Annotated in this window: 10 protein-coding genes; 7 read left to right on the forward strand and 3 right to left on the reverse strand. The window is 74.8% G+C overall.

What is annotated here, in order from left to right:
• Positions 1–25: 25 nt before the first annotated feature.
• Positions 26–1,525 carry a cytochrome P450 gene (locus ACHZ99_RS00180; protein ID WP_420302212.1) on the forward strand — a complete coding sequence of 500 codons (1,500 nt, stop codon included), beginning with the start codon at positions 26–28 and terminating at the stop codon, positions 1,523–1,525.
• On the opposite strand, the gene ACHZ99_RS00185 is transcribed toward ACHZ99_RS00180, so the two are convergent.
• Positions 1,514–2,623, reverse strand: a complete 1,110-nt coding sequence (locus ACHZ99_RS00185; RefSeq protein ID WP_420302213.1) for a DUF6777 domain-containing protein — start codon at positions 2,621–2,623, stop codon at positions 1,514–1,516. The genes ACHZ99_RS00180 and ACHZ99_RS00185 overlap by 12 nt on opposite strands.
• 202 nt (positions 2,624–2,825) lie before the next feature.
• Between ACHZ99_RS00185 and ACHZ99_RS00190 the strand changes: the two genes are divergently transcribed.
• Positions 2,826–3,224 carry a DUF1992 domain-containing protein gene (locus ACHZ99_RS00190; RefSeq protein ID WP_420302214.1) on the forward strand — a complete coding sequence of 133 codons (399 nt, stop codon included), beginning with the start codon at positions 2,826–2,828 and terminating at the stop codon, positions 3,222–3,224.
• 287 nt (positions 3,225–3,511) lie between these two features.
• Positions 3,512–5,299: a sulfatase-like hydrolase/transferase gene (locus ACHZ99_RS00195; protein ID WP_420302215.1), complete on the forward strand. Its 1,788-nt coding sequence runs from the start codon at positions 3,512–3,514 to the stop codon at positions 5,297–5,299.
• Positions 5,300–5,359: 60 nt separating this feature from the next.
• Here the strand turns inward: ACHZ99_RS00195 and ACHZ99_RS00200 are convergent, their stop codons facing one another.
• The gene (locus tag ACHZ99_RS00200; protein WP_420302216.1) at positions 5,360–7,102 is read right to left on the reverse strand and encodes a pyruvate dehydrogenase; all 1,743 of its coding nucleotides are present in this window, start codon (positions 7,100–7,102) and stop codon (positions 5,360–5,362) included.
• A gap of 167 nt (positions 7,103–7,269) precedes the next feature.
• Here ACHZ99_RS00200 and ACHZ99_RS00205 point away from each other — a divergent pair, with 167 nt between their 5' ends.
• A complete protein-coding gene (locus tag ACHZ99_RS00205) occupies positions 7,270–8,460 on the forward strand; it encodes a thiolase family protein (RefSeq protein WP_420302217.1) in 1,191 nt (396 codons plus the stop codon).
• 36 nt (positions 8,461–8,496) lie between these two features.
• On the opposite strand, the gene ACHZ99_RS00210 is transcribed toward ACHZ99_RS00205, so the two are convergent.
• Positions 8,497–8,916 carry a hypothetical protein gene (locus tag ACHZ99_RS00210; protein ID WP_420302218.1) on the reverse strand — a complete coding sequence of 140 codons (420 nt, stop codon included), beginning with the start codon at positions 8,914–8,916 and terminating at the stop codon, positions 8,497–8,499.
• A gap of 101 nt (positions 8,917–9,017) precedes the next feature.
• On the opposite strand from ACHZ99_RS00210, the gene ACHZ99_RS00215 reads away from it, so the two are divergent.
• The 3 genes from ACHZ99_RS00215 to ACHZ99_RS00225 all read left to right on the forward strand — a co-directional run bounded on the left by ACHZ99_RS00215 (position 9,018) and on the right by ACHZ99_RS00225 (position 12,772).
• Positions 9,018–9,941, forward strand: coding sequence for an LLM class F420-dependent oxidoreductase (locus tag ACHZ99_RS00215; RefSeq protein WP_420302219.1), 924 nt, complete (start codon positions 9,018–9,020; stop codon positions 9,939–9,941).
• Positions 9,942–10,044: 103 nt separating this feature from the next.
• Positions 10,045–10,737 (forward strand): DNA polymerase beta superfamily protein, encoded by a 693-nt coding sequence (locus tag ACHZ99_RS00220; RefSeq protein WP_420302220.1) that lies wholly within the window; start codon positions 10,045–10,047, stop codon positions 10,735–10,737.
• Positions 10,738–11,221: 484 nt separating this feature from the next.
• A complete protein-coding gene (locus tag ACHZ99_RS00225) occupies positions 11,222–12,772 on the forward strand; it encodes an ABC transporter substrate-binding protein (RefSeq protein ID WP_420303150.1) in 1,551 nt (516 codons plus the stop codon).
• Positions 12,773–12,779 lie beyond the last annotated feature (7 nt).

Here is a 12,779-nt window from a genome sequence, read left to right on the forward strand (position 1 = left end):
TCCGATTCAATAAGGGAGGCGCACGATGGCGAAGCCGTCCTTACGGAGCCGCCGGGGAGGCTGGCCGGAGCTGTCCCGCATCCCCCACCCGCGCCGCCGCGTGCCGGTGGTGGGCGACGTGCTCGGCATCGACCCCGGCACGCCCGTGCAGGACTCGCTGCGGATGGCCCGGGAGCTGGGGCCGATCTTCCGGCGCAAGGTCTTCGGCCTGGAGATCGTGGTGGTCTCCGGCGCGGACCTGGCCGCCGAGCTGGCGGACGAGTCGCGCTTCACCAAGCGCGTCGTGCTCGCCGTGCACAACCTGCGCGAGATCGGCGGCGACGGCCTGTTCACCGCCCACAGCCACGAGCCCCACTGGCAGCTGGGCCACGACATACTCGCGCCCGGGTTCACCCGCGAGGCGATGGAGCGCTACCACCCGGTGATGCTCGCCATGGCGCACCGGCTGACCGCGGGCTGGGACGCGCACGCCGCCGCCGGGACCGCCGCCGACGTGTCCGCCGACATGACGAGGCTGACCCTGGAGACCATCGCGAACACCGGCTTCGGCTACGACTTCGGGTCCTTCGACCGCACCGGGCAGCACCCCTTCGTCGCCGCCATGGTCCGCGCGCTGCGCCGCGCCCAGGGCCCCACCGTGCCCCGCCCGATCGACCCGGAGAAGTCCCGCAGGCTCGGCCGCAGGGGCGCCGCCGACGCCGCGTACCTCGCCGCCGTCGTGGACGAGGTCGTCCGGGAGCGCACCGAACGCCCCGACCCCGGTGCGCAGGACCTCCTGTCCCTGATGCTGCACACCCGCCACCCGCGCACCGGTGAGCGGCTGTCGCCGGAGAACATCCGCCACCAGATCCTCACGTTCCTGGTCGCGGGGCACGAGACGACGTCGGGCGCGCTGTCCTTCGCGCTGTACTACCTCGCCCGCCACCCCGGCGTCATGGCCCGGGCCCGCGCGGAGGTGGACGAGGTGTGGGGGCCCGCCGGGGAGCCGTCGTACCGGCAGGTGGGCAAGCTGCGCTACCTGCGCCGGGTGCTGGACGAGTCGCTGCGGTTGTGGCCGACCGCGCCCGGGTACACCCGCGCCGCCCGTACGGACACGGTGCTGGGCGGCGTGCACCCGATGCGCGCGGGCGCGTGGGCCATCGTGCTCACCCCGGCGCTGCACCGCGACCCCGCCGTCTGGGGCCCGGACCCGGAGCGCTTCGACCCGGACCGCTTCCTGCCGGAGCGGGTGCGGGCCCGGCCGGCGCACGTGTTCAAACCGTTCGGCACCGGTGAGCGGGCGTGCATCGGGCGGCAGTTCGCGCTGCACGAGGCGACGCTGGTGCTGGGGCTGCTGCTGCGCCGGTACGAGCTGCGCGGCGACCCCGGGTACCGGCTGGAGATAGCCGAGCGGCTCACGCTGATGCCGACCGGTTTCCGGCTGACGCCGGTGCGGCGCCGGCCCGCCGCGCCCGCGGCACCGCCGGGCTCGGCGGATGCGGCGGGCGCTGCGGGCACGGCGGAGCCGGCGGGGTCAGCGGGCTGACGCGTCCTCCCCGTCCCGCCCGCCGGCGTTGACGCGCTCGTGGTCCGGTTCGGTGACGCCGCCCGGCATGGGCGGTGCGGTGGTCGGTTCCCCCGTCCCGGTCCCGGGCCCGTCGGTCGGCTCCCCGGTCGGCGAGTCCGTCGGCGCGTCGGTCGGGGTGTCGGTCGGGGTGTCCGTCGGCCCGGGGCTCTTCGTGGTCCCGCCGCCCGGGCTGCGGCCCGGCTCCGGCGACGGCGGGGCGAACGGGTTCGGCGGCGGCTGCGGCAGCTTCCTGTCCTGCCCGGACCGCGCGCCGACCGGCCGCTCGAACCAGAGGTTCGTCGTCACGTCCACGATCACCAGGTGCGACAGCGCCTCCTTCGCGGGCGTGACGACGACGGTCCGCGACGGCCGGTAGCCGCGCCAGCCCGTACCGCCGTAGCGGCCGTCCGCGCTCAGCTCCTCGGGCGCCGTCAGGGGGGCGCCGCTCGCGCACCGCACCCGCGGTACGCCCCGGTCGTCGACCAGCACCGCCGAGCCGGACTGCAGCACCGCCTGGTACGCGCGCGCCTCGCCGTCCGCGAAGCCGTGGCCGGTGAGGCGGGTGTCGGCGCGCAGCAGCACGGAGGTGAGCCCGCGCAGATAGTCCGGCAGGCCCGCCTCCTCGACCCCCAGGGCCCCGGCGAACGCCGTCACCTTCTCCTCGTCCCGGTCGAGCAGCTCGATCTGCTTGTCGACGTCGCAGCTGGCGACGTTCCGCACCCCCGCGTACAGCCCGGCCGTCGCGCCCGACACCTGCTGGTACGTGCCCGGCTTGGCCGGCGGCGCGCCCCCGGGCGGCGGGGCGGTGCGCGCGGGCGACGGGTCGGCCCCGTCGGGGGTCGCGGTGGTCGCGGTGAAGGGGTCGGTCCCGGACTCGGCGACGGGCTGCATCACCAGCTCCGCCGGCGGGTCGACGGCGGCGGCCCGGCCGCCCTGCCCGGGCGCGGCGCAGGCGCCCGCGGTGACCGACAGGGCGAGGGCCGCGGCGGCGGCGCCGGCGAGGTGCGCGGCGCGCGGCGGTCGCGGCGTGGGGCGCGCGGGGCGCGGGGCGCGGCGCGCGGATCGCAGACGGGGCACGAGGGTCTCCCTATCGGGGCCGGATGGACACCTTCCGACGCCATTGTCTGAATTGTTACCAAGGTGTGCGCAAGCTGAGAGCCGCCATTGGCGCGACCCCGCCCGCCCGCCGCGGCCGCCGGCGCCGCGGTTACCGTTGAGGTGGGAAAACGGCGGGTGAGGGGCCTGCCGGCGACCGCCGCGAGCGGAGGGAGCACCGCACATGACCGAACGCAAACCGCCGGGTGTGAGCTTCGAGTCCTGGGTGGACCGGCAGATCCGCGAGGCGTCGGAGCGCGGCGAGTTCGACGACCTCCCCGGCCGGGGCAAGCCCCTCGCGCACCTCGACCAGCCGTACGACGAGCTGTGGTGGGTCAAGGCGAAGATGGCCCGCGAGCAGCTCTCCGCGCTGCCGCCCTCGCTGGCCGTCCGCAAGGCGGCCGAGGCCGCGCTCGACGCCGTGACCAGGGCACGGAGCGAGCGGGAGGTGCGCGAGATCGTCGCGGAGGTCAACGAGAAGATCCGCGCCGCGCACCGCGGGCCCGCCGTCGGACCGCCGCTGAAGCTGGCCCCGCTGGACGCCGACGCGTTGGTACGCGAGTGGCGCGAGGGGCGCGGGTAGCCGCCGCGGAACAACCGGAAGAACGGACTCCGGCGCCCCCCAACGCACGCGGGGGCGTCAGCCGTTGGTGGTAATGTCCCCTCGCCACGTCATGCCGTACGCACACGGGGGGACCCCGCGCGGCGACACGCCGTCCCGACCAGACGGCACCCCCGGCGAGCGCCCGGGCCGGACCCGGCACGGGCGCCGTCGCACCGCCCCGGGACGCTGCGTGCCGTCCCCGTCCCCGTCCCCGCCTCCGGACGGCGCTGACCGCCGGCACCTGCCGTCCGAGAGGGGGAAGCAGGTTGACCACCCGACGCCGGTTCCTCGCCGCGTCCGCCGCCGGCTTCGGCATCGCGGCGGTGCGGCCCGCCCCGCTCGCCGCGGCCCCGGGCAGCCCCCGCGGCGAGCGGCCCAACATCGTCCTGATCGTCGCCGACGACCTCGGCTACGGCGAACTCGGCTCGTACGGCCAGCAGGTCATCCACACCCCGCACCTGGACCGGCTCGCCGCCGAGGGCATGCGGTTCACCGCGGCGTACGCCTCCGCGCCGGTCTGCGCGCCGTCCCGCGCCTCGCTGCTCACGGGCCTGCACAGCGGGCACGCCCGGGTCCGGGAGAACCCGATGCGCGGCATCCAGCCCTCGATCGGCCCCGCCGACACCACCGTCGCCGAGCTGCTGCGGGCGCGCGGCTACCGCACCGGGTGCATCGGCAAGTGGGGCTTCGGCCCGAACGAGCCGGACCAGCAGAGCCACCCCAACCACCGCGGTTTCGAGGAGTTCTACGGCTATCTGACCCACCGGCACGCGCACCGGTACTTCCCGCGGTACCTCTGGCACAACGGGCGCCGCGTGCCGCTCGCGGGCAACGGCGCGGGCGGGCGCGGCACGTACGCCCCCGAGCAGTTTGCCGCCCGCGCCCTGGAGTTCATCCGCACGCGCGCGGAGGAGCCGTTCTTCCTCTACCTCTCCCCCAACGTGCCGCACGCCCCCAGCGCCGTGCCGGACACCGGCGAGTACAGCGACATGGACTGGAAGCCGGCGGACAAGGGGCACGCCGCGCAGGTCGCGCACTTCGACGCGATGGTCGGCGCGGTGATCCGGGAGCTGTACGCGCACCGCGTCGCCGAGGACACCGTGGTGCTGGTCACCAGCGACAACGGCCGGCACGAGGAGGGCGGCGTGACGCCCGCGCTCTTCCAGCGCGAGCACCCGCTGCGCGGCTACAAGCGGAACCTGTACGAGGGCGGCATCCGGGTCCCGCTCATCGCCTGGTCCCCGTACCGCATCCGGCCGCGCACCGTGGACCGGCCCACGCCCCACATCGACCTGCTGCCCACCCTCGCGGAGCTGGGCGGCGCCCCCGCGCCCCGGGACATCGACGGGCTGTCCCTCGCGCCGCTGCTCACCGGCACCGGCCCGGCGCCCGAGCACCGGTTCCTGTACTGGTACCGCAACGAGCGGGCCTCGACGCCGCTGGCCCGCGCCGCCGACCGGGACCGGATCCGGCGGATCTCGGAGGCGGTACGGGCCGGGGACTGGAAGGCGGTGCGCTTCGCGCCCGGCAAGGACCGCACGGTGCCGGACCACCGCTGGCAGGTGGAGCTGTACAACCTGGCGGACGACCCCGGCGAGACCGTCGACCGCGCCGCGGAGCACCCGGACATCGCCGCCCGGCTGGTCGGGATCGCGCGCCGGGAGTGGCGCGACACGTACGCGCGCGTGCCCTACGGCGTGACGGTCGAGGCCCCGCCCTACGCCGCGCCGGGCCGGGCGCTGACCGTCACGGCCACCCTGCACAACGGGTCGGACGTGCCGTGGACCGGGGCGCGGGTGGAGCTGGACGTCCCCGAGGGCTGGCAGGCGCGCGCCGCGACCCGCCGGACGCGCGGCCGGCTGGCGCCGGGCAGCGAGGTGGTCACCCGCTGGCGGGTGACCCCGCCGAAGGACGTGCCCGCCGGGCGCTGGGTCCTGCGGGCGCGGGCCGCCACGCGGGCCGGGGGTGAGCCGCTGACGTACCGTACGCGGCACGCGCTGCTCACGCCGCCGGCGCGGGGCGGCTACTTCGGCGAGCTGCCCTGGCTGACTTGAGCGGGCCGCGCGGCCCGCGCGGCCCGCGCCGTACGCGGGGGCGGGCGCGGGCCCGTACGGTCAGGGGCGGGGGATGTTGCGGAGGTTGGAGCGGGCGAGGTCGAGCATGGTGCCGACGCCGCCCTCCAGGACCGTGCGCCCGGCGGCCAGCGCGAAGCCGCGCACCTGCTCCAGCGTGATGCGCGAGGGGATGGACAGCGCGTTGGAGTCGGTGACCAGCTCGACCAGCGCGGGGCCCTTGGCCGCCAGCGCCTCCCGCAGCGCGCCCTCGATCTCGCCCGGCTTCTCCACCCGCCAGGCGGGGATGCCGATCCCGCGGGAGACGGCGGAGAAGTCGACCTTGCTGTGGTCGGTGCCGTAGGCGGGCAGGCCGTCGACCAGCATCTCCAGCTTGACCATGCCCAGCGAGGAGTTGTTGAAGACGACGGTCTTGACCGGCAGGTCGTGCTGCCTGACCGTGATCAGCTCGCCGAGCAGCATGCCCAGGCCGCCGTCGCCGGAGAGCGAGATGACCTGGCGGCCGCGGTCGGCGGCGGCGGCGCCGATGGCGTGCGGGAGGGCGTTGGCCATGGAGCCGTGGGTGAAGGAGCCGATGACGCGGCGGCGCCCGTTGGGGGTGAGGTAGCGGGCGGCCCAGACGTTGTTCATGCCGGTGTCGACGGTGAACACCGCGTCGTCCGCGGCCAGCCGGTCCAGCACCCGGGCGGCGTACTCGGGGTGGATCGGCACGTGCTTGTCGACCTTGGTGGTGTACGCCTCGACGACCTTGGTCAGCGCCCGCTCGTGCTTGCGCAGCATGCCGTCGAGGAACCGCCGCTCGCTCTTCTCCCGCAACAGCGGTTGCAGCGCGTCGAGGGTGGAGGCGACGTCGCCGTGCACGGCGACCTCCAGGGGCGTGCGGCGGCCGAGGCGGGTGGCGTCGACGTCGATCTGCACGGTCTTGCTCTGCGGCAGGAAGGCGTCGTACGGGAAGTCGGTGCCGAGCATGACGACGAGGTCGGCCTCGTGCAGCGCGTCGTAGCAGGCGCCGTAGCCGAGGAGGCCGATCATGCCGACGTCGTACGGGTTGTCGTACTGGATCCACTCCTTGCCGCGCAGCGTGTGCCCGACGGGCGCCTTGACGGTCTCGGCGAGCCGCATCACCTGCGCGTGCGCGTGGCGCACGCCCGCGCCGGCGAAGAGCGCGACGCGGTCGGCGGCGTTGACGGCGTCGGCCAGCTCGCGCACGGTCTGCGGGTCGGGGACGATCGAGGCCGGGCGGACGCAGGGGACGGTATGGCCGGTGGGGTTCGCGGCCTGCTTGTCGGCGATGTCGCCGGGCAGCACCAGCACCGCGACCTCGTTCGCGCCGACGGCGTGCTGGGCGGCGATCCGGGCGATGCGGGGCATCTGCTCGGGCTGGGAGATCATCTGGCAGTAGCCGGACGCCTGGTCGAAGAGCTTCTCCGGGTGGGTCTCCTGGAAGAAGCCGCTGCCGATCTGGGTGGCGGGGATGTGGGAGGCGATGGCGAGGACGGGGGCGCCGCTGCGCTGCGCGTCGAACAGGCCCTGGATGAGGTGGGTGTTGCCGGGGCCGCAGGAGCCGGCGCAGGCGGCCAGCTGCCCGGTGACCTGCGCCTCCGCGGCGGCGGCGAAGGCGCCGGCCTCCTCGTTCTGCACGTGCACCCACTCGATGGCGCCGTCGCTGCGGCGGATGGCGTCGACCAGCGGGTTGAGGCTGTCGCCGACGACGCCGTAGATGCGCTTCACCCCGTACTGGAGCAGGACCTCCACGAGCTGGTCGGCAACCTTGGCACTGCTCATCGCGCTCTCCTCGCGTCGGCTTCGGGGCGTCCGGGGCACCGTGTCCGATCGTAAGCGATCACCGCGGAGGGGGGTCGCGGCGGCTGGCCGCGGCGGCTGGCCGCGGTCTCGGCGGAGGGGCTATAGTCCGAAACTAGCACCGCTAGTTTCGATGGGGAGGCCCGCCCGTGCGCACCGTCCACTTCGCCGCCGCCCGCCGCACGCCGATCGGAAAGCTGCGCGGTTCGCTCTCCGCCGTACGCCCCGACGACCTCGCCGCCGGGGTGCTCCGCGGTCTGCTCGACGGCGTCCCGGCGCTCGACCCGGCGCGCATCGACGACGTCTACTGGGGCGCCGCCAACCAGGCCGGCGAGGACAACCGCAACGTCGCCCGGATGGCCGCCCTCCTCGCCGGCCTGCCCGACTCCGTCCCCGGCGCCACCCTCAACCGGCTCTGCGCCTCCGGCCTGGAGGCCGTCACGACCGCCGCCCGCGCCATCGCCGCCGGGGAGGCGGACGTCGTGCTGGCCGGCGGCTCGGAGTCGATGAGCCGCGCGCCGTTCGTGCTGCCGCGGCCGGACGAGGCGCTGCCGCGCGCCCTGGCGACGGCCGACACCCGGCTGGGCTGGCGGCTCGTCAACCCGCGGATGCGCGAGCTGCACGGGCTGCTCGCGATGGGCGAGACCGCGGAGGAGGTCGCCGCGCGGCACGGCGTGGGGCGGGCGCGGCAGGACGAGTTCGCGCTGCGCAGCCACCGGCGGGCCGCGGCGGCCCGGGCGGCGGGGCACTTCGACGCCGAGCTGCTGCCGGTCGTACCCCCCGGGGACGGGGCGGAGGTGACGGCGGACGAGTGCATCCGCGAGGACACCTCGGCGGAGCGGCTGGCGCAGCTGAAGCCGGTGTTCCGGGCGGACGGCAGCGTGACCGCGGGCAACTCCTCGCCGATGAACGACGGGGCGGCGGCGCTGCTGCTGGTCAGCGAGGACGCGCTGGCGGACCTGGGCCTGGCCTCGCTCGGCCGGTACGCGGCCGGCGCGTCCGCCGGCGTCCACCCCGACGTCATGGGCGTCGGCCCGGTGCCCGCCACCCGCAAGGCGCTGGACCGGCTGGGCTGGTCGGTGGCCGACATCGAGACGACGGAGCTGAACGAGGCGTTCGCGGCCCAGTCGCTCGCGTGCGTGGACGAGCTGGGTCTCGACCCGGAGACGGTCAACCCGGACGGCGGCGCCATCGCGCTGGGTCACCCGCTGGGCTGCTCGGGCGCGCGGATCCTGACGACCCTGCTGCACCGCATGGCGCGTACGGGCGCGCGGCGGGGGCTGGCGACGATGTGCGTCGGGGTGGGGCAGGGCTCGGCGGTGCTGGTGGAACGGGCCTGAGCAGCGGGGCCCGCGCGACCGGGCTGCGCGACGGGCCTACTCCTCCGCCCCCTTCGCCGCCCAGGTCTCCCACTCCGACGGCGGGTTGCCGAGGACCTCGGCGCGGCGCCGGACGACCGCCTCCTCCTCGGCGTGCATCGCGTGCGCCAGCCGGCCGGTGCCCTCCCCGGACTCGGCGAGCGCGCGGATGACCGCGTCCCGGGTGCCCTCGATGCGCGGCGCGATGCGCTCCAGGTCGCGCAGCGCGGCGTACCAGTCGCCGGGGATCGGCGCCGGGCCGCCCTCGTCGCGGGAGTTCACGCCCGTACGCAGCATGCCGAGGGCCCACAGACAGCTGTCGACGATCTCCGCCAGCAGCCGGGCCTCGCGGGTCAGCGCCCCGGTCTCCGCGGGGGTCAGCCGGACCGTGAACTCCAGTCCGTCGTCCCCCTCCGGCGCGCGGTAGACGACCGTCATCCTGACCCCCTCGCGGCAAGCCGGGCAGTGCGGTGGTTGCACTCTATGCACCCCGCCGTGCCCCGGGAAGCCGCCGGGCACGGCTGAAGCACAATGGCGGGATGGATCTCCGCATCTTCACAGAACCCCAGCAGGGCGCCTCGTACGACACCCTCCTCACCGTGGCCCGCGCCACCGAGGACCTCGGCTTCGACGCATTCTTCCGCTCCGACCACTATCTGAAGATGGGCGACGTGAGCGGCCTGCCCGGCCCCACCGACGCCTGGGTGACGCTGGCGGGCCTGGCCCGCGAGACGCGCCGCATCCGGCTCGGCACGCTGATGACCGCCGCCACCTTCCGGCTGCCGGGCCCGCTGGCCATCCAGGTCGCGCAGGTGGACCAGATGTCGGGCGGGCGGGTCGAGCTGGGCATCGGCGCGGGGTGGTTCGAGGAGGAGCACACCGCGTACGGGATCCCGTTCCCGACCGCGAAGTTCGGGCGGCTGGAGGAGCAGCTGGCGATCGTGACCGGGCTGTGGGGTACGCCGACGGGCGAGACCTTCTCCTACGCCGGGACGCACTACGAGCTGACGGACTCCCCCGCCCTGCCCAAGCCGGTGCAGGCGCCGTTGCCGGTGCTGATCGGCGGCATGGGCGCGCGGCGGACGCCGGCGCTGGCCGCCCGCTACGCGGCGGAGTTCAACGTGCCGTTCAGCTCGGCGGCCGACACCGAGCGGCAGTTCGCCCGGGTCCGCGAGGCGGCCGAGGCCGCCGGCCGGGCACCGTCCGACCTGGTGTACTCCAACGCGCTCGTCGCCTGCGTCGGCAAGGACGACGCCGAGGTGGCCCGGCGGGCGGAGGCGATCGGCCGGAAGGTGCCGGAGCTGAAGGAGAACGGGCTGGCCGGCACCCCGGCGGAGGTGGTGGAGAAGCTGGGGCGCTACGGGGCCGCCGGCTCGCAGCGGTTCTACCTCCAGATCCTCGACCTGTCGGACCTGGACCACCTGGAGCTGATCGCCGCGGAGGTGCTGCGGCAGCTGTCCTGAGCCCGAACGCCCCGGCGCGGGCGCCGACACGGTACGCCCCGGCGCCCGCGCCGGGGCGTAAAACCGTTCGCGGGCGGGGCCGGCGCCCGGCGAGGATGGCCGGATGGAGCGCGGCGAGCTGCTGGTCGAGGAGCACACCATCCTGGCGGTGGTGGCGGGTTCACGCGCCTTCGACCTGGCCACGGCGGCGTCCGACACGGACCGCCGCGGGGTGTACGTCGCGCCGACCGAGTGGTTCTGGCGGCTGGAGAAGCCGCCGGCGCACTGGGAGGGGCCGCGGCCCGAGCAGTTCAGCTGGGAGGTGGAGCGCTGCTGCGCGCTCGCCCTCGACGGCAACCCGAACCTGCTGGAGGTGCTCCACTCCCCACTGGTCGAGCGCAGCACCCCGCTCGGCGCGGAGCTGCGCGAGCTGGCCCCGGCGTTCCTGTCCCGGGAGGTCCACCGCACCTTCGGCCGCTACGCGTACGGCCAGCTCACCCGGGCCCGCGCCCGCCGGGAGCGCACCGGCGAGGTGCGGTGGAAGCAGGTGGTGCACCTGCTGCGGCTGCTGCTGAGCGGGGCGGCGCTGCTGCGCACGGGTGAGCTGTGCGTCGACGTCGGCCCGTACCGCGAGCGGCTGCTGGCGGTCGGGCGCGGCGAGCTGAGCTGGGACGAGGTCACGGCATGGACGGCGGAGCTGTCCCGGCGCCTCGACGGGGCCCTTGCGGCGAGCCCGCTGCCGGAGTCCCCGGACCGGCCCCGCGTGGAGTCCTGGCTCGCGTCCGTACGCCACCGCGGGCTGGCGGCCGCCGTATGAGCGCAGCCGTGCGCGCGGCGCGCGCCGGCGGTCCGGTTTTACCGACGCGCTGAGGCCGCCGCGGCCGCCGGCGGCCGGACGGCCCGTCACCGCGTTCTTCGACGCCCCGCCGACGCGCGGCCGTCACGTCTCCGCCACCCGCCGGACACGGCTCTGCGGCACCCCGCCGGCCCGGCGCACCGGCCGCCCCCAAGCCCGGGCCGCGCGCGGCCGGTCGGGCGCCGTGACCGGCTCCGGCCGGTTGACACCGCATAACGCTTCCCGCCGACCTCTTGACCTCCCTCCCGGGGGACTTCTATGTTCACCGCCAAGAGGTAGAACGTAGGACCTCCCACGACCTCGCCCATCCCCGGGACAGGGACGGGCGCGGCGACATCCCCTGTTTTTCCCTCCTGGAGGCACCGTGAGCGACGTTTCACCAGAGCCGGGCGTCGACCGCCGGCGAGTGCTGCAGTACGGCGGGGCGCTGGGCGCCTTCGGCGTCATGGCGCCGGCGCTGGCCGCCTGCTCCGGAGGTCCGGAGTCGACCTCCGACACCGGCGGGGGCGACAGCTCCGACTCCGTCACCGCCGTCATCGGGTACGGCAACGACCAGAGCTGGGACCCCACGCTGACCGCGTCCGCGTTCTCGATGGCCAGCAACCACCACATCTTCGAGGGGCTGCTCGACTCCGACCCCCTCACCCGCGAGCCCTACCCGGCGCTGGCGACCGAGGCGCCCGCCGACCCCGGGGCCGGGACCTGGTCGTTCACCCTCCGCGACGGCGCGACGTGGCACGACGGCAAGCCGGTCACCGCCGACGACGTGGTGTTCACCTTCGACCGGATACTCGACGGCAAGACCCAGACGCTCGTCCACGGCTTCTTCGCCGCCTGGCTGAAGGAGGTGAAGAAGACCGGCGAGAACTCCGTCGACCTGGTGCTGAACTTCCCCTTCCCGGACGGGCTGTCCCGGCTGTCCCTGGCGAAGATCCTGCCCAAGCACATCCTGAGCAGGTCCGGCGCCTGGCGGGACCTCGACACCGGGCTGCCCGAGGCGACCGTCGGCACCGGCCCGTACCGGATGACGGCGAACAACCCGCTGGCGAACACCTCCTTCGAGGCGTTCCCGGACTACAACGGCCCGCGGAAGGCCAACTTCAAGGAGATGAACTGGCTGTCCATCGTGGACGCCGCCCCCCGGGTCGCGAAGATCTCCGGGGGCAACGCCGGCGCGCAGATCGCCGACAACATCCCGTACGCCAACGTCAAGCAGCTGGAGCAGGACGGCCTCACCGTCGAGGGCGGGGCCGGCATGAACCACATGTTCCTGCTCTTCAACACCGACCGGGCGCCCTTCGACGACGTCCGCGTGCGCCAGGCGCTGTTCTACGCCATCGACACCGACAAACTGATCGAGGCGGGGCTGAGGGGCTACGGCAAGGCGTCCAGCTCCTTCCTCGACGAGGGCAACCCCACCTACCGCAAGGCGAAGACGGTCTACGACTACGACCCGGACAAGGCCAAGGCGCTGCTGGAGGACGCCGGGGTCAGCGGGCTGAAGGTCACGCTCATGGCGTCGACCGTCAGCTGGATCGCGGACTGCATCCCCACCATCAAGGAGTCCTGGGACGCCATCGGGGTGGAGACCACCCTCGACCCGCAGGAGACCTCCGCGCTCTTCACCAAGCTGGACCAGAAGGAGAACTTCCAGGTCGTCGCCTCCGCCTCGAACCCCAACCAGCTGGGCATCGACGCGGACCTGATCCTCCGCTACAACTACACGGCGGACAACGTCTGGATGGACTACTCCCGCTGGGCCGACGCCCCGGAGGCCAAGGAGCTGTTCCGGCTCATGGACGCGGCCACGCGCGAGCCGGACCAGGCGAAGAAGAAGCAGATGACGCAGGAGTACCTGGACGTCATCGCGGAGAACGCGGTCATCTACCCGGTGGTCCACACCGAGCTGATCACCGCCTGGGACCCCGACGAGATCACCGGGATCCAGCCGCAGCCCTACCCGGGCATCAACCTGCTCAAGGCCAAGCCCGCGTAGGGCGCGC

Source organism: Streptomyces sp. MAR4 CNX-425, assembly GCF_048656465.1.
GTDB lineage: Bacteria > Actinomycetota > Actinomycetes > Streptomycetales > Streptomycetaceae > Streptomyces.